Source organism: Brevibacterium sp. BDJS002, from assembly GCF_028201555.1.
GTDB classification, from domain to species: domain Bacteria; phylum Actinomycetota; class Actinomycetes; order Actinomycetales; family Brevibacteriaceae; genus Brevibacterium; species Brevibacterium aurantiacum.
This window is the reverse complement of sequence record NZ_CP116392.1, coordinates 3,189,803-3,207,198: the sequence shown is the minus strand read 5'-3', so window position 1 is coordinate 3,207,198 and position 17,396 is coordinate 3,189,803. Positions and strand designations below refer to the sequence as shown.

The following is a 17,396-nucleotide window of genomic DNA, read 5'->3' as shown; positions in this document are numbered from 1 at the left end:
GGCGCATTATTTTGAACAGCCTGACAACGTTGTCAGAAAAATTGAAAGGTTCACAATGAGGCACAACCTGCAGTCCCGGAAGAAGCTCGCCGTCCTCGGCGCCTCGGTTGCTATCGGCGCTCTTGCGCTCAGCGGCTGTGGGAGTCAGAAGGGCCAAGGCAATGAGGAATCCGGTGGCGGTTCGGGTGGAGACGGTGAAGTCACCATCGCCCTGCTCCTCCCGGAGTCCAAGACCACCCGCTACGAATCGCTGGACAAGCCGAACTTCGAGAAGTACGTCGCCGAAGCCAACCCTGATGCGAAGGTCGAATACCGCAACGCCAACCAGGACGCGACGCAGCAGCAACAGCAGTTTGAGGCTGCGGTGACCGAAGGCGTCGACGCCATCGTGCTCGACCCGGTCGATGCCTCGGCAGTGTCTTCGGCCCTGTCGAAGGCTCAAGCCAAGAAGATCCCGGTCATCGCCTATGACCGCTTCTTCGAAGGTGCGGACTACTACACCTCGTTCGACAACAAGAAGATCGGCAACCTGCAGGGCCAGGCCGTCCTCGACGGGCTCAAGGCCGAGGACAAAGACCCGAAGTCGGGACCGGTGTGGATGGTCAACGGAGATCCGAAGGACCCGAACGCCGCTGACTTCAAGGCCGGCGCCGAGGAGACCCTGAAGAAGGCCGGCGTCGACATCACCGAAAGCCATGACACCCTCGATTGGAACCCGGACGATGCCCGTCAGTGGGTCGAAGGCCAGCTGCAGAGTGCGGACAAAGAGCCGATCGCCATCTACTCAGCCAATGATGGAACTGCCGGTGGTGTCCTCGCCGCCACCAAGAAGGCCAAGGTGAAGCCGGTCGTCACCGGACAGGACGCTGAGGTCGACGGACTGCAGAACATCCTCAGGGGTGACCAGTACGCCACGATCTACAAGTCGATCCCACCACAGGCGGAGTTCGCTGCGAAGGCAGCCGTCGCCCTGGCCGGAGGCGAGGAGCCGAAGGCTGGAACAACCTACAAGGACACTCCGACGGACTTCGTCGAAGCCAAGGTCGTCACAACGGACACCGTCAAGGACATCGTCGGTGATCAGATCAAGGCGGAAGACATCTGCACCAAAGACGTGAAGAAGCTCTGCGAAGACGCCGGCGTCAAGTAGAAATCGGCGAGTAGGAACATATGAATTCTCAACCCACTGATCCGGCGCCCGCGAACTCGCGGGTGCCGGAGACCGGAGCCGAACCAGTCCTCGAGCTGCGCGGGATCAACAAACGATTCGGTGCGGTCCAGGCACTGACCGATATCAACCTGACCATCGGCCGCGGCGAAGTCGTCGGACTCGTCGGCGACAACGGCGCGGGCAAATCCACCCTGGTCAAGGTCATCGCCGGAGTCCACGGCGCCGACGAAGGTGAGATCATCCTGGGCGGGCGGTCCCAGAAATTCGCGGCGCCGAAGGACGCGCAGAAGGCGGGAGTCGCGACAGTCTTCCAGGACCTCTCGCTGTGCGAGAACCTCGACGTCGTCGCCAACCTGTTCCTCGGCCACGAGAAGACCCGCGGCGGTGTTCTCGACGAGGTCACCATGGAGGCCAAATCCTGGGAGCTGCTGCGCAGCCTCTCGGCCAAGATCCCCAGCGTGAGGGTGCCGATCGCGGCTCTCTCCGGCGGACAACGTCAGACGGTCGCGATTGCCAGGTCCCTCCTCGGCGAACCATCGATCGTGATGTTGGACGAGCCGACGGCGGCGCTCGGTGTGGCACAGACCGCCGAGGTGCTCAACCTCATCGAGCGCCTGCGAGAACGCGACCTCGGAGTGCTTTTGGTCAGCCACAACATGGCCGATGTGCAGGCCGTGTGCGACCGCGTCCACGTTCTGCGCTTGGGCAAGGATGCCGGTGACTTCCCCGGTGACGAGCGCACGGACGTGCTGGTCGCCGCGATCACGGGAGCCAACGACAATGTCGTGACTCAGCGAGCGACCCGGAGGGGTGAGCGCCGATGACCCGCAACTCGTTCATCACCGACGAACGCATTTCGAGCGAGGGGTTCTTCGCGACATTCGTGCGTCGAGTCAAGGAGGGCCAGCTCGGCTCATTTCCGGTGATTCTGGCGCTCATCGTCATCGTCATCGTCTTCCAATCGGCGAACAGCAAGTTCATCTCACCGGCCAACCTGGTCAACCTGTCCACGCAGGTCGCGTTCCTCGCGATCCTGGCGTTGGGCATCAACCTGATCCTGCTCCTCGGCGAGATCGACCTGTCGCTGGCGCAATTGGGTGGGCTCTCCGCCTCACTGCTGGGTGTGTTGGTGGTCAGGCAAGGGGTTCCGCCTCTGATCGCACTGGTCATCATGCTGGTATTGGGTCTCGTCGTCGGCGCGATCCAGGGCTGGTTCTTCGCGGTGGTCGGGATACCGGCCTTCGTGGTCACTTTGGCAGGGTTGCTGGCGTTCACCGGGCTGACGTTGACCACTCTGGGCGTGCAGAAGAACCTGTCGATGGCCGACACCTTCGCCTTCGACTTTGCGAGCTTCTACTTCCCGGCGATCTGGGCCTACGTATTCGGGGCAGTCGCCGTCATCGGCTTCGGTGCGGGGATCATCTACTCGAAGCTGCGCCGTCACAACGAGGGACTCGACAGTCCCAGTTGGACCTCGGTGATCGTGCGCATTGCCATCCTCACCGTCGTCGTGTTCGGGTTCCTCATCCTGGTCAACCAGGACTTCGGTCTGGCGATGCCGTTCTTCCTCATGATCGTCATCGCGATCGTCATCGATCTGGTGCTGCGCAAGACCAAGTACGGGCGCTCGATCTACGCGGTCGGCGGCAAGGTCGAAGCCGCCAGACGTGCGGGCATTCGGGTGACTTGGGTGCGCATCAGCGTGTTCATGGCCGCCGGTGTGCTGGCCGCATTGTTCGGCTTCATCAAGACCGGTGTGACGACCAACGCGGGATCGACGCTGGTGAGCACACAGGACCTGCTCAACGCGATCGCCGCAGCGGTCATCGGGGGCACCTCGCTCTTCGGTGGTCGCGGTACAGCCTGGGCAGCCGTACTCGGTGCCCTGGTCGTCGGTGCGATCAACAACGGTCTCTACCTCATCGGCTTCAACTCCGATGCACAGCAGATCATCACCGCGCTCGTCCTGCTCACGGCCGTCGTCATCGACGCACTGAGCCGCCGCGGACAAAGGTACGTCGGACGGGGTTAGCGAACGTCGGGGTTAGCGAGGGTCACGGTTAGTGCCGGTCGCGGTTAGCGCCGGTCGCCCTCTCGCCAAGCAAGCTCATCGAGCGGACCACTGAGCGTCGAAAGTACCAGTTGCAACTGGTGCCCTCGATGATCAGTGGTCCGCTCGATGTGTTGGCATATAGGCGCCGAGGTGGGCCCGGGTTCCGGTTTGCCCTTCTCAGGTTTCCGCTCGCGCTCCTCAGCGTTGCCGCTTCGCCCAACTTCAGACGTGCTGATACAGTCGTGGGCAATGACATGGGGTGCCTGACGTTGATCGCGTGAGGCTGAGAGAACACCCATCGAACCTGATCTGGGCCATACTAGCGAAGGGATCGTCATGGTTGACTTCGACCTGCGTTCTGCCAATGCACGACTGCGTGCGAGCAATCCACTCATCCAATGCATCACGAACACCGTTGTGCAGCAATTCAGCGCCAACGTGCTCCTGGCCGTCGGTGCCGCCCCGGCGATGCTCGACCACGAGGCCGATGCCGCACAGTTCACGCGCATCTCCAGCGGACTGCTGGTCAACTTCGGCACCGCCACGAATCAGCAGTTCCTTGCCGCTGACGCCGCCATCGACGCAGCCAATGAAGACTCCAAGCCGTGGGTCCTCGACCCGGTGAGCATTGGGGCGGTCGACTTCCGGACCACACGAATCCGTCGCGCGGCGAACTCTTCACCCACTGCCATCCGTGGCAACGCCTCCGAGATCGCGGCACTGGCCGGAGTGGGCCTGGGTGGTCGGGGAGTGGACTCCACCGACGAGGTTGATGCGGTGATTCCGGCCGCGGCCGAACTGGCCAAGTCCACCGGAGCAATCGTTGCCGTCTCAGGTCCCAAGGACGCGATCGTCGCTCACTTCGACGGGGCCGACCATGTCGCCCGCCTCGATGGGGGACACTCCTTTATGCCGCTGGTCATCGGCACCGGATGCTCTCTCGGCGCAGTCACCGCCGCGTATCTCGTGGGCGCAACGACCGCCTCGGCGAGGTTCGAGGCCGTGGTCGCAGCCCACGCTCACTTCAAGGTCGCCGGTGAGACCGCCGCCGAGGGTGCACGCGGACCCGGCAGCTTCTCCGTGAACTTCCTCGATGCGCTGCACACGATCACGGGTGATGATCTGGCTGGGGTCCACGTCGAATCAGACAGGGTCGAATCAAGTGCGATCGACGCCGAGGCGATCGACGGAGCACAGTCATGAGCGCCTCGTCTCCCGAGGCGAACACCCGCCTGGCCGGAATCGACGCTCGGCTCTACCTCGTCACCGATTCGGCACAGTGCCGCGAAGCTGGACGCAGCGTCGCCGATACCGTCCGCGAGGCTGTGGGCGGGGGAGTGGGGATCGTGCAAGTCCGCGACAAGGACATCGACGACGATGCGTTCTACACGTTGACTCGTGAGGTCATCGCAGCCGTCGACAGCGTTCTGGTCGACACGAACCGTCGTGTCCCCATCGTCCTCAACGACCGAGTCGCGGTCGCCCAGCGACTCCTCGCCGAGGGAGTAGAAGTCCACATTCACGTCGGACAGTCCGACACCCCGGTCGAAGAAGTACGCGAACTCATCGGCCCAGAACCGCTGCTCGGGCTGTCGGCGGCCAACAGCACCGAATTCGTAGCCGCCCGGGAATCCGGCGTCGTCGACCTCGTCGGCATCGGGCCCGTCTACGACACCACGACGAAAACCGACGCACCCGACGGGATCGGGCCCGACCGCCTCGGCGAGCTTGTGGGTGAAGCGGGACTTCCCGCGGTTGCCATCGGAGGGATCAGCACCGATCGTGCCGCCGAACTGAGGGGCCGCGGTCTGCTCGGGATCTGTGTGGTCTCTGCCATCTGCCGCGCCGAGGATCCGCGTGCCGCAGCCGAAGAACTGCTCGCGGAATTCGGCGTCGGACTCGCGGAGGCAGCTCAGTGACCACACGGCCACCCATCGCACTGTCCATCGCAGGCACCGACCCCAGTGGGGGAGCCGGCATCCACGCCGACCTCAAGACCTTCACGGCCCGCGGGGTGCTGGGCACCACGGCCATCACCGCTCTGGTCGCGCAGAACACGCACGGCGTTTCGCGGGTCTATGGAATCGACGATGACTTCGTCTCCGACCAGCTCGACAGTGTGCTCAACGATATGCCCGTCGATGCCACGAAATCGGGGATGCTCGGCTCACGCTCCCTCGTCGAACTCGTCGTCGCACGAGCGGCCCAGGGCCAGCTGGGCTTCTACACCGTGGACCCGGTCATGGTCGCGACGTCCGGGCACCGCCTCCTCGAGGTCGATGCCGTGACCGCCGTCCGCGATCATCTGCTCCCGGTTTCCGACCTCATCACCCCGAACCTGCCCGAAGCTGCGCTGCTGGTCGGCGACGACGAGCCCGTGGCGAAGAACCCGCAGGAGATGTTGGTCCAGGCCAGACAGCTCGTCCACCGCGGACCGCGCGCGGTGCTGCTCAAGGGTGGGCACGCGATCGAGGGCGATGTCGCCGACGTTCTCGTCACCGCAGAAGGCACGGTCACTGAGTTCACCCACCCACGAGTGGAGACACCGAATACGCACGGAACCGGGTGCACATTGTCGGCCGCGATCACCGCCGAGGTGGCCGTGCTCAAGCGTGCACGTGCAGTTGACGATGTGAGCTCGGATCTCCTCCACGAAGCCGTCGACAATGCCCTGAACTATCTGGCTCGGGCGCTGAAGTCCGCCGCGAACTGGCAGGTCAGCTTCGATCCGAAGGGCGCTCACGGACCCGTCGACCACCAGGTCGACATCGTCCGCCGTTAGAACAACCAGTCACACACCCGGATGGGCTTGCCATCCGAATACCGCTCAAAGACGCTGTGGGACCGCCGAGGTCCCCTGAACAAGGGAGATATCAATGACGACAGACTTTTCCGCAGGCCCCCAGACCACTCAGCTGTGGGACCGTGTCCGCCCGATCGTCGAACAGATCGAGCGCCTGCCCTTCCTCGGCCAGCTCGCCGAGGGCAGCCTCGATGTGAAGGCCTTCACGAACTACATCATCCAAGACGGCATCTACCTCACCGGTTACGCGAAGGCGATGTCCTTCCTCGCCGCCGGAGCCAACGACCGGGACGAAGCACGATTCTGGGCCAGTTCGGCAGCCGAGGCCATCAGTGTGGAAGAGGAGATGCACGGTGAGCTGCTCGCCGATTCTCGCCTGGCCGCGTCCCACGATGAACTCGTCAGCAGCGGAGCCGGTTTCAAGGCCTCACCCACCACCTTGGGCTACGTGTCCTACCTCGTGGCCACCGCTGCCAGCCGCTCCTATGGCGAAGGCGTGGCCGGAGTGCTGCCGTGCTTCTGGGTCTACGCACACATGGGCAAGGTCCTCGTCGAACGGGCCGGCCAGATGAGTGCTGACCACCCCTACCGCACCTGGGTCCAGACCTACGACTCACCTGAATTCGATGAGTCGACCCGGCAGGCCGTGCAGCTGCTTGAGCAGGAACTCACCAATGCCCCCGCCGAAGTGGCCGCAAGAATGCGTGCCACGTTCGAGCAGGCCTGTGTGTACGAACTTCACTTCTGGGCCTCTGCCCATGCGCTCCAAGGCTGGGATGCAGGAGTGTTCGTGCCGCAGAGTTGAGCACTAGTCGTCGGTGACGTCTGGCTTGAGACGGCGGAGGAGATTCCACAGTGCGATTGCGACGATGGCAAGGAAGATGCCGGTCGGGAGGAAGACAAGGGGTTCCGGCCACGATCTGCCTAACCCGACGCTGAGCGTCTGCACAAGAGACAAGGCGAACAGCAGAGCGCAGGCACCAGCGGTGATTCGCATGAACTCCATCAGACAGTCGAAGAGATAGACGCGTTCGCCGCGTTGTATCCAGTACTCCTTGTGCGGAATGTTGACGAGGCTGAGCGGCATCTTCTCAAAGATCGAGCGAATTGAGAGCAGCACCGAGAGTCCCACTCCCAAAGGAACGAGCCACGCGAATACCTCACCCTTCGACGCCCAGTCGTCAGGTTGACCGTTTGCCCCGAAATGGCTCGGCACCTGGTCGGGTGCATTGAACCAAACCCAGAACGCGGTAGAGATGAGCACCGCCAGGGACGCCGCTGCGAAGATCAACGCAGCGGTTCCAGGGCGCCGGCTCGGATTCGGTCTCGTTGAGGAAGGCACATTGCCAGGCTATCCGGTGCCCGGTGCCAAGTGTCGGGTGCCCGATAGCCTGGTGCCCGGTGTCGGGAGAGATCAGGCCGGATGGCTCCCTGATGGACCGCTTCTGCCCGGAGGCGTGGGGCCCAATGAGCCCATCGCATGCCAACCGCGACGCAGGGTGGTCCACAGGAGCACATGGTCGACTTCTATCAGGGGGACTCGGTCGTGTCGCGGACAGGCAAAACGTCCGACGAAGAACACGACGGTAGCGAAACACATACCCATGATGAATAGAATCAGCAGATCCATGACGGCCTCCTCACACCCGTATCGAATGCATGTCTCCATTTTCCTCCCGGCCCGAAAAGAAAGATAGGTCCACCTGGCAACAAGTGGCCTGCATGCCATTTCCGGTTCCGCGCGTGTGAATGCTCGCGAGTGAATGCCTGTGAGGGGACGGAGCCGCAACCGTCTCCGCCCGACCAGGCCGGAGACGACCTTGGGGCATTGGTAGTGCCGCGTTCGATGGGAGGGATGCTGACCTGGGGCGTTGCAAACATCCCAAGATTTATGGGCCATCAATAGGTACAAGAATCAAATCATGATCGAACAAGATTAGAAAAAGAAGGTGCAAATGGTCAAAATAAATGTATAATTGAAAGAAGAGCAACGACGATGTTGGCGAATGGACTTCAGTACCATGACTCTCACCCCCGACCGCACCCCAGGAAACCCGGAAAAGCGTGACCCACGCTCTGATTCCAGTGATGCCGCCACGGGTCCAGACGCAGCTGATGTGTCTTCTGATGATGAGCTGACGTTGTTCGACCAGCTCAAAGACTCCAACCTCGACCTCACCGGTCACCCCCTCGCCAAAACCTTCGAAGCACTCGCGCCTGTACCCACCGGTGAACCCGATACGGCGAACGAGGCCGTAGAGCCAACAGCCGAGGGTGCGGAATCCACCGATGATGGCGCGACCGGCGACGTTCATGAAGCGGTGCCCGAAGACGCTCATGAAGCAGCGCCCGGCGATGACTCCGCCGTGGCCAGCACCGCACCGGCAGCCGATGGTTCAGGTAAGCCTGGCCCGACCGAAACTGGTTCGAGTACTCCGAGTCCTCACCCGCTTCTCTCGAGCGAGGAATGGACCGATCTCTCACGTTTTGCTCCCGAAGTCACGACCAGCCTCACCGCACTCAGCGGACTCAAAGACGGGCTACGGACCTTTGACCGGCTGATGGGTCCCGATGACGCGATCACACTCATCGACGGACTCGAAGCCCTCCACCGAGTCAATGAAGCCCTGTCGACCCTGGCGTTGGCTGTGTGTGAACGCGTGGGAACACCGACTGATTATGGTGCTAAAACAACGAAGGCACTTATCCAGGACAGGTTGAACATCACCAGCCGCGAAGCCAACCGCCGCACCGACATGGCCAAAAACCTCGGCGGACGGGTGACTCTGACAGGGCAGCCACAAGCACCACTGTTTCCCACGGTCGCTGATGCCTTCAACGAAGGCCGACTCTCCGCCGATCAGGCCACGGTCATCAAGGACTGCTTGAAGAAACTACCCACCTGGACCACCCAAGCCAATCGTGACTATGCCGAAACAACTCTCGTGGAGAAGGCACCAAGTGTGCGGGTTCATGACCTGCGTGCGATCTTTGCTCGGATCCTGGCCCATATTGATCCCGATGGGCAAGAACCCATCGATGCCACAGACCGGTCCATGTACAAGGTCACCATGCATGCCCGTGACAACGGTGACTGGGAACTCACGGGTCTCCTCGACCCTGTCACGGGCGGACAACTCAACGGGCTGCTGACAGCACGAACCAAAATCGCAAACAACACCAGCAACAGCAGCGACAACAGCGCATCGGATGTGAGCGAGTCGGGTGTCTTAGAAGACGGAACCCTCGTCGACATGACCGGGCAGAGGTTGAGTGCTCAGGAGTGGATTTACGAACGCTTCGCGACTCTCATCTCCAGGATCGACATGACTCGTACCGGCCAAGGCGCCCAATACGCGTTAGTCGTCACGGCGAAGGCCGAGGATCTGGCGAACGGAACCGGTACCGGGACCACGGGTACTGAGAATCCGGTCCCGATCAGTGAACTGGTTCGCAATGGCCTGAACGGGGCGGTGTTCTTCGAACTCATTTCGGAGAAGGCGAAGACGATGCAGGTGGTCACGGAGAATCGGTTCGCGAATGCGAAACAGATCGCGGTCCTGACTGCACGAGATCAGGGGTGTACGTTCCCGGGATGTGATGCACCGCCGGGATGGTGCGATGCTCACCATATTGTTGAGTGGGCACAAGAAGGTCGGACGGATGTCAATAATATGACGTTGAGTTGTTCTGCCCATCACCACCTTCTGGACAGATCGGACTGGGAGACAGTGATGCTCAAAGACGGTAGACCCGCGTGGGTTCCGCCGGCATCGATTGATCCGGCGAGGCGGCCGATATTGCATGCGAGGTTCGTGGCTCAAGAAGTCATCGACACACTCTTCGACGAATGACCGCTCAGGCCGCTCAGTCTGCTCAGACCGCTGGGGACGCTCAGGACGCTCAGGTGTAACTGAGAGCCAAATTCTTCACCGCAGCAGATACGGAATGCGCTGCCCGACGCCCCTCCTCGGCGGTGAAGCCTGCTGGGAAAGTAAAGCGCACACTCGTCTTCGCGACATCATCAGCAATACCTAGCGCGGTGAGCACATGCGATGGTTCATCTGAGCCGACGGCGCAGGCGGAACCACTCGAAGCAGTGACGCCCAGGCGTTCAAGTTCGAGCAGTACGGCCTCACCACTGGTGCCTGAGAAGCAAAACGAAGCATGATTCGGAGTTCGCGAGCAGTCACTGCCTGTGAGGAACGCTCCGGGGACCGTGGTCAGCACCTCTGCGATGAAATCATCCCGGATGGCCAGGACACGGTCAGCGGTCTCAACTCGCTCCGCCTCGGCGAGTTCCAGCGCGGTGGCAAACGCGACGGCAAGGGCAACGTTCTCCGTCCCCGATCGACGCCCAGACTCCTGACCGCCACCGTGGATAAGCGGTTCAAGAGGGATCCGTGCGCGAATTGCAGCGACTCCGATACCTTTCGGCGCACCAACCTTGTGCCCGGCCAGGCTCATGGCGTCGACGCCGAGTCCACTCAGCGGGAGCCAACCCGCAGCCTGCACGGCATCGGTGTGGAAGAACGCGCCGGCATCATGAGCAACCTTGGCCAGGGCTGCGATATCGGCGACCGTGCCGATCTCGTTGTTCGCATACCCCAGGCTGACCAGGAGCGTGTCATCGCGCAGTGCTGAACGGAGTGCCTCAACCGCGATCGTGCCATCGGGTCCGACGGGCACCACCGTGATCTCGAACCCGTGCCGACGAGCCAGGAAATCCGTCGCAGCAAGTACCGCCTCATGCTCCAGAGCAGAGGTCACGATATGTCGCCGAGGTGGCGGAGCGTCCGGTCCTGCACCGGGGTCAGCATCGCCATCGGCTAGAGCCCCGAGAGCGATACCGATGATCGCAAGATTGTCAGATTCGGTACCGCCGCTGGTGAAGACGATGTCAGTGCTGCGCATGCCGAGCACCTTCGCCACTCGTCTACGCGCGTCCTTGAGCGCGTCTGCCGAGGTGCGGCCGACCTCATGATGGCTCGAAGGATTGCCGAACGCACCAGTCAGATATGGCCAGGCCGCCTCGAGTGCCTCCCTGCGCACGGGTGCCGCCGAAGCAGTGTCGAGGTAGAGCGGTGCCTTCGCCTCTGGCTCCTGTTCGAGTCCCATCTCAGCTCAGCCCCACACTGCTGTCGGACTCAACTCCGCCGACCTCGGCTGTCAGGTCCAGGTCGAGTCCCAGGTCGATCGCGCGGACACTGTGAGTCAGTGCCCCGGAGGAGATGACGTCGACTCCGGTGGCGGCGATATCACCGACGGTCTCGAGAGAGACATTTCCGCTGGCCTCGACGATCGCTCGTCCGGCGATGAGCTCCACGCCGGCACGCAGATCTGCCAGGGAGAAATTGTCGAGCATGATGATGTCGGCGCCGCCGTCGAGTACCGCCTGGATCTGCGCGAGGCGATCGACCTCAACCTCAATCGTCGTCGTATGCGACAGTCGGTCCCGAGCCGAGCGGATCGCGGCCGCTACATCTGCCCCCTCACCTGCGAGGACGGCCAGGTGATTGTCCTTGACCATGACCGCGTCCGAGAGTCCGAACCGGTGGTTGTGCCCACCGCCGCAGACCACCGCGTGCTTCTCAAAGGCCCGCAGGCCTGGTGTGGTTTTCCGGGTGTCGACGATTCGCACACCACGACCGTCCGTGTTCGTGCCTGCGGAATTCGACGATGCTGCATCGACGAAGGCTCTGGTCTGAGTCGCGATTCCGCTCATCCGCTGGCAGAAGTTCAGTGCGATCCGCTCGGCTCGCAGGACTGCTCGGGCGGGGCCCGACACTGTCGCCAACGTGTCACCAGCTGCGAAGGCATTGCCATCGGCGCTGGTCAGATCCACATCGACGCTCGGGTCGACAAGGGTGAAGGCACGAGCGAACACATCGATTCCAGCAAGGACTCCGGCCTCGCGTGCGCTCAGCTTCGCCGTCGCCGAGGCGGTGGCCGGGATGAACGTCTCACCGGTGATGTCGCCCCACGGTGCGTCCTCGTCGAGAGCGAGACGGAGAGCGGAGTTGATGGTCGTGGCGCTCAGCATGAGGCGGCCTCCTGAAGCAGGGAAGAGGTGGACATGAGGTCGACGGATTCGGGCCGTCGCGTCGACAGTGCGCCGGACGTGGGGAAGTCGGTGCGGGTGTGGGCACCTCGACTCTCCTGCCTGGCGAGGGCCTGAGCCGCGATGTATCGCGCAATATGCGCAAGATTCGCAGTCTCGAATCCTTCGCGGAGTTCGGCAGGTTCAACATCAGTGACGAGCGGCCTACCCTCGCCGAGGCGGTCGAGCACGGTGCGCAGTCCGTGTCCCTCTCGTTCCACGCCGAGGTGGGTCCACGCGAGTTCTTGGAGTTCCTCACGGGAGATCCGGTTGGAGGACGAACCGAGTTTCGTCGACAACGACAACGACGCTGCCGTCGCCGAATGCGATGCTCGGCTCGGTTCCGGTATCGGCCCCGTTCGCGTTTCGAACTCCGTCGCAATCGCCTCGGCCGCGCGGGCTCCGAAGACGGCTCCCTCGAGCAGGGAGTTCGAGGCCAGACGGTTGGCACCGTGCACACCGCTGCAGGCGACCTCGCCGACGGCGAAGAGTCCTGCGATGTTGGTGCGTCCGTCCAGGTCAGTGTTGATGCCGCCCATGAAGTAGTGGGCGGCCGGTGTGACCGGGATGAGATCGGCGGCCAGATCGAAACCATGAGCACCCAGGCCGCGGGCGATGCTGGGAAAGTGAGTCACGACTTCGGGAACAGATCGGGCATCGAGATAGCAGGGGAGACCATTCTGTTCGGCCATTCTCCGGTGGATCGCCAAGGCCACGACATCACGGGGCGCCAGCTCACCTCGGCGATCGATGTCTGGCATGAACCGGTGACCGTTCGCGTCGAGGAGGAGAGCTCCGGCGCCACGGACCGCCTCGGAGATGAGGAACCCGGATCCGGCTAACGCGGTGGGATGGAATTGGTAGAACTCCATGTCGGACACGGCGGTGCCTGCACGGATCGCGGCGGCCAGTCCATCGCCGGTTGCGCCTTCAGGATTCGTCGTGTGGGCGTAGAGCTGACCCGCCCCACCTGTCGCCAGGATCACTGCATCGGCCGCGAGGAATTCGTGGACTCCGTTGCGCAGCAGCGACACTCCGGTGCACCTGCTCGTGTGTCTCGCTGGAGACCCCGCCGGCCCCGTAGGAACCACAGACCCCGCCGGCCCCGTAGGAACCGCAGAACCTGCAGGACCCGTAGCCTCCGAAGGCCCCGTAGGTGCGGTGACCAGGTCGAGAAGCATCGTGTGCTCGAGCAATCGGACCCTGCCGGCAGCGACTGCGGCACGAAGTGCGTTCGTCAGCGCCTCGATGATCGCTTTGCCGGTGGCGTCGCCTCCGGCATGGAGGATGCGCGGAATCGAATGCGCGCCCTCCAGGCCGCGCGACCATTCACCGGTCCTGTCGCGGTCGAAGTCGACACCTGCGGCCGCAAGCTCGAGGATTCGGTCAGGGCCCTCGGTACACAGCACGCGGACGGCGGCCTCATCGCCGAGCCCGGTACCGGCGACCAGGGTGTCGGCGACGTGGGCTTCGACGGTGTCGTCGGCTGCGAGCACTCCGGCGATTCCGCCCTGGGCCATGGCCGTATTCGACTCGCCCACACCGTCTTTGGTCACCACGGTGACCTCGTGTCTGCCGGCCAGCCGCAGAGCGGTGGTCAGCCCGGCGATGCCGGAGCCGATGATGAGTACGTGACTCACGAGCCGCTCAGATCCGCGGCTTCGCGGCGAGCATCCGCTCCAGGGATACACGGGCCGGATCGGCCACCTCGGCGTCGACGGAGATCTGGTTGATCACCTTGCCGTCGAGCAGGGACTCGAGGACCCAGGCGATGTAGCCGGGGTGAATCCGATACATCGTCGAACACGGGCACACGACAGGATCGAGGCAGAAGATCGTATGCTCGGGATGTTCGGCTGCCAGACGTTGGACGAGGTTGATCTCGGTGCCGATGGCGAATGTGGTCGGTTCGGTCGCCTCGGCGATGGCCTTCGTGATGTAGGCGGTGGATCCGGACTCATCGGCCGCGGCCACGGTCTCCTGCGGGCATTCGGGGTGGACGATGACGCGCACATCGGGGTGATCGACGCGTGCCTTGGCGATCTGCGCGGGGGTGAAGCGCTTGTGCACCGAACAGAACCCCTGCCACAGGATGACCTTCGAGTCCTCGATCCTGTCAGCGGAGTTGTTGCCCAGAGGCCGCGCCGGGTTCCACAGCGGCATGGCCTCAATGTCGATGCCCATGTTCAGAGCGGTGTTGCGGCCCAGGTGCTGGTCGGGGAAGAACAGCACGCGCTGACCGCGCTCGAAGGCCCACTCAAGGACCACCTCGGCGTTGGAGGAGGTGCACACGATGCCGCCGTTGCGGCCGCAGAATCCCTTGATTGCGGCCGAGGAATTCATGTAGGTCACCGGGATGACGGGCACCTTGCCGTCAGAATCAGGCTCGTCGCCCAGCACTTCGGTCAGCTGTTCCCAGCAGTCCTCGACCTGGTCGATGTCGGCCATATCCGCCATCGAGCAGCCCGCAGCGAGGTTGGGCAGGATCACCGATTGCTCAGGTGTGGAGAGCAAGTCAGCGGTCTCGGCCATGAAGTGCACGCCGCAGAAGACGATGGCCTCAGCCTCGGGATGATTCTGGGCAGCCTTGGCAAGCATGAACGAGTCGCCGATGTAGTCGGCGTGCTCGACGACCTCGACCCGCTGGTAGTGGTGGCCGAGGACGACCACCCGATCACCGAGCTTCTCCTTGGCCCGGAGGATCCGGTCATTGAGTTCCTCCGCCGAGGCGTCCCTGTACTCGGCGGGGATCTCACCCTGGCGTGGGGCTGCGACGGGAATCGCATCGTCCGTCGAAGCGCCGGGTCCGTATCCGGGCTTGACGTCGACATCCCACGGGGCATCGATGAGGTCGGTCGAACACATATCGTCGTTCGCACCCTTCGCGGAGATGTCCTTAAGAGTGAGCTCGATCGAAGCTGTTGTGGTCATCATCGTCCTTCGCAGAGTGGAGCGGTGCCCCATGGCATGGAGCTGCGCGCCCCTTGGAAAAGTTTTGCGCAGATTTGAGCTTAATCATCAATGCTCGTAATGTAAAACACCACCGTGCGGTGGAGCAGGGTCGATGATCTAGTCTGGAAACTGGCTCGCAATCCGAGTCGACCCGAACGTGAACCCGCGTGATTCGGCCGGCGCCACAGCCTGCCGCCGACTTGCGCTTATGCGGCGCTGACGATGCGTAGCCACCCAGACGAAGGCCGACCGAAGAGGATGCCCATGCCCCTGCCCCAGAATCCGACACCAGATCGTCCCGAGAGTTCCGCACCGGCACAGCCTGAGAACTCCACGTCCGACCAGCCCGAGATGACTCCGCCTTACGGGGGCGGCCCCAGCCAGACTGCAGCTGCCGGTGCAGCCGCGGCCCCACCTCGACGCGTGCGGACTCTCGACCTCATCAAGGCCAAGTCGGAGGGCCGGCGCTGGGCGATGCTGACCAGCTATGACCAGTACACCGCTGCACTGTTCGAGCAGGCCGGAGTCGAGGCGCTGCTGGTCGGAGACTCCGCAGCGAACAATGTCTACGGCCACGAGACCACGCTGCCCGTCACCGTCGATGAGCTCATTCCACTGGCGCGAGCGGTCTCCGGTGCGACCTCGCGGGCGCTGATCGTCGCGGACCTGCCCTTCGGCAGCTATGAGATCTCCGATGAGCAGGCGGTCGCGACGGCCGTGCGGTTCATGAAGGAGGCCGGTGTCCATGCGGTCAAGCTCGAAGGGGGAGTGGCTGTGGCCTCGAGAATCAAGGCGATCACGACCGCCGGCATACCGGTGATGGCACACATCGGATTCACGCCCCAAGCCGAACACAACCTCGGCGGGTACAAGGTCCAGGGTCGTGGGGATGCCGGTGATGCGCTGCTGGCCGATGCTCGTGCCGTCGCCGAGGCGGGGGCGTTTTCCGTGGTCATGGAGATGGTTCCAGCCGGGTTGGCTGCCCAGGTGACGGCGGAGATGACGATTCCGACCGTGGGGATCGGCGCCGGTGCCGACTGCGACGCCCAGGTGCTCGTCTGGCAGGATATGGCGGGTCTGCGCACGGGCAAGGCGCCACGGTTCGTCAAACGATATGCCGACCTGCATTCAGTGCTCTCCGATGCTGTCGGCCGCTATGTCGATGAGGTCAAAAGCGGCGAGTTCCCCGAGCCCGAGCGGAGTTTCGAGTGATGGAGGTCGGTGGAATCCAGGCCCTGTGTGCCTGGCGAAAACGGCAGTCGGGCACCGTGTCGCTGGTGCCGACGATGGGTGCCCTGCATTCTGGTCATCAGGCGCTGATGGACAGGGCCCGAGCATCGGGCGATTCGGTGGTGACCAGCATTTTCGTCAACCCGCTGCAGTTCGGCACCGACGAGGACTTCTTCCAATACCCGCGGCCCTTCGAAGCAGACTTGGAGGTCTGCGAGGCCGCCGGAGTGGACTTCGTGTTCGCGCCGGCGCTGGGGGAGATGTACCCGTCAGCGCCCGAGGTCACCGTGTCCTCCGGCCGGATGGGTGCGGTGTACGAAGGCGAGGCGAGGCCCGGGCATTTCGACGGTGTCCTCACTGTCGTGGCCAAGCTCTTCACCCTGACGGCACCGGACTCAACGGTGTTCGGCCTCAAAGACATCCAGCAGTTCTGCCTGGTCAAACGCATGATCGCCGACCTCAACTTCGACATCGAGCTGATTGGTCTTCCGGTCGTGCGTGACGCAGACGGACTGGCCATGTCGAGTCGCAACGAATATCTGGCACCGGCGGATCGAACGGCTGCATTGGCGATTCCTCGCGCCCTGGACGCTGCGGCCCAGGCGGCAGCCGACTGGTCTCCGAGCGATGAGCCTCCAACCGTCGTCGAGAGAGCGGCGAAGCTGGTGCTCGACCCCGCCTCCGATCGCGGCGACCTCACTCTCGGCTATCTCAGCCTTGTCGATGCGCGAACTTTTCAGCCCTGTGCGTCCGACTTCCGTGGGCAGGCCCTGCTGCTCGTGTCGGCGACGGTCGGGGGAACGCATCTCATCGACAATGTGCCACTCGAATTCGTTAGTTCTCCATGAATTCGCGTGTGCTTCACCTTTTGGAGGATTCATGGATTCTCTTTGCGGCATGCCGCAAATTCTCTGTTTCGGAATGGGAGATTTCGATTATGTCATCGCTTCGATGCCGAATTGTGATCTGAATATATAAGTATTGTTAAGGTGCTGAAATACCCATCTGGACGAGCTTGCGCGACTTTATCGATCGCGTCATTATTCGACTTTAAGCAGTCATCTGCCCTTGTTCTGAGTGTCTTACC

The 17,396-nt window shown here is 62.9% G+C and carries 15 protein-coding genes and 1 riboswitch; of the genes, 10 read left to right on the top strand and 5 right to left on the bottom strand.

Features of this window, described 5'->3' with window-relative positions:
- Positions 1–55: 55 nt before the first annotated feature.
- The 7 genes from PGC08_RS14955 (at position 56) to PGC08_RS14925 (ending at position 6,832) form a co-directional block, all read left to right on the top strand.
- On the top strand, positions 56–1,150 hold the full coding sequence (locus PGC08_RS14955) for a substrate-binding domain-containing protein (RefSeq protein ID WP_069600708.1): 1,095 nt from the start codon (positions 56–58) through the stop codon (positions 1,148–1,150).
- Between the two features lie 20 nt (positions 1,151–1,170).
- Positions 1,171–1,995 (top strand): ATP-binding cassette domain-containing protein, encoded by an 825-nt coding sequence (locus tag PGC08_RS14950; RefSeq protein ID WP_069600707.1) that lies wholly within the window; start codon positions 1,171–1,173, stop codon positions 1,993–1,995.
- Positions 1,992–3,203: a sugar ABC transporter permease gene (locus PGC08_RS14945; protein ID WP_009885003.1), complete on the top strand. Its 1,212-nt coding sequence runs from the start codon at positions 1,992–1,994 to the stop codon at positions 3,201–3,203. The genes PGC08_RS14950 and PGC08_RS14945 overlap by 4 nt, the downstream gene beginning before the upstream one ends.
- Positions 3,204–3,469: 266 nt before the next feature.
- Positions 3,470–3,573, top strand: a riboswitch (TPP riboswitch).
- Positions 3,561–4,427 (top strand): hydroxyethylthiazole kinase, encoded by an 867-nt coding sequence (gene thiM, locus PGC08_RS14940; protein ID WP_069600706.1) that lies wholly within the window; start codon positions 3,561–3,563, stop codon positions 4,425–4,427. (Overlaps the previous riboswitch by 13 nt.)
- Positions 4,424–5,143 carry a thiamine phosphate synthase gene (gene thiE, locus PGC08_RS14935; protein WP_271708787.1) on the top strand — a complete coding sequence of 240 codons (720 nt, stop codon included), beginning with the start codon at positions 4,424–4,426 and terminating at the stop codon, positions 5,141–5,143. Before thiM ends, thiE begins: the two co-directional genes overlap by 4 nt.
- On the top strand, positions 5,140–6,006 hold the full coding sequence (gene thiD / locus PGC08_RS14930; RefSeq protein WP_271708786.1) for a bifunctional hydroxymethylpyrimidine kinase/phosphomethylpyrimidine kinase: 867 nt from the start codon (positions 5,140–5,142) through the stop codon (positions 6,004–6,006). The genes thiE and thiD overlap by 4 nt, the downstream gene beginning before the upstream one ends.
- Positions 6,007–6,100: 94 nt before the next feature.
- Positions 6,101–6,832, top strand: coding sequence for a TenA family protein (locus PGC08_RS14925; protein WP_009884999.1), 732 nt, complete (start codon positions 6,101–6,103; stop codon positions 6,830–6,832).
- Positions 6,833–6,835: 3 nt separating this feature from the next.
- On the opposite strand, the gene PGC08_RS14920 is transcribed toward PGC08_RS14925, so the two are convergent.
- Entirely contained in the window at positions 6,836–7,369 is a 534-nt protein-coding gene (locus PGC08_RS14920) for a DUF1648 domain-containing protein (RefSeq protein WP_258771846.1), read from the bottom strand.
- Positions 7,370–8,048: 679 nt separating this feature from the next.
- On the opposite strand from PGC08_RS14920, the gene PGC08_RS14915 reads away from it, so the two are divergent.
- The gene (locus PGC08_RS14915) at positions 8,049–9,881 is read left to right on the top strand and encodes a DUF222 domain-containing protein (RefSeq protein ID WP_271708785.1); all 1,833 of its coding nucleotides are present in this window, start codon (positions 8,049–8,051) and stop codon (positions 9,879–9,881) included.
- 49 nt (positions 9,882–9,930) lie between these two features.
- On the opposite strand, the gene PGC08_RS14910 is transcribed toward PGC08_RS14915, so the two are convergent.
- The 4 genes from PGC08_RS14910 to nadA are packed head-to-tail and all read right to left on the bottom strand — an operon-like array spanning position 9,931 to position 15,058.
- Positions 9,931–11,145 carry a cysteine desulfurase family protein gene (locus PGC08_RS14910; protein WP_271708784.1) on the bottom strand — a complete coding sequence of 405 codons (1,215 nt, stop codon included), beginning with the start codon at positions 11,143–11,145 and terminating at the stop codon, positions 9,931–9,933.
- Position 11,146: 1 nt separating this feature from the next.
- Entirely contained in the window at positions 11,147–12,070 is a 924-nt protein-coding gene (gene nadC, locus PGC08_RS14905; protein ID WP_069600702.1) for a carboxylating nicotinate-nucleotide diphosphorylase, read from the bottom strand.
- Positions 12,064–13,767, bottom strand: a complete 1,704-nt coding sequence (gene nadB / locus PGC08_RS14900) for an L-aspartate oxidase (protein WP_271708783.1) — start codon at positions 13,765–13,767, stop codon at positions 12,064–12,066. The genes nadC and nadB overlap by 7 nt, the downstream gene beginning before the upstream one ends.
- Positions 13,768–13,774: 7 nt before the next feature.
- The gene (gene nadA, locus PGC08_RS14895; RefSeq protein WP_271710077.1) at positions 13,775–15,058 is read right to left on the bottom strand and encodes a quinolinate synthase NadA; all 1,284 of its coding nucleotides are present in this window, start codon (positions 15,056–15,058) and stop codon (positions 13,775–13,777) included.
- Between the two features lie 285 nt (positions 15,059–15,343).
- Here nadA and panB point away from each other — a divergent pair, with 285 nt between their 5' ends.
- Together panB and panC are read left to right on the top strand one after the other, a co-directional pair.
- Positions 15,344–16,291 (top strand): 3-methyl-2-oxobutanoate hydroxymethyltransferase, encoded by a 948-nt coding sequence (gene panB, locus PGC08_RS14890; protein ID WP_271708782.1) that lies wholly within the window; start codon positions 15,344–15,346, stop codon positions 16,289–16,291.
- Complete coding sequence (gene panC, locus PGC08_RS14885; RefSeq protein ID WP_271708781.1) at positions 16,291–17,157, top strand: pantoate--beta-alanine ligase; 867 nt, start codon at positions 16,291–16,293, stop codon at positions 17,155–17,157. Before panB ends, panC begins: the two co-directional genes overlap by 1 nt.
- Positions 17,158–17,396: the final 239 nt, after the last annotated feature.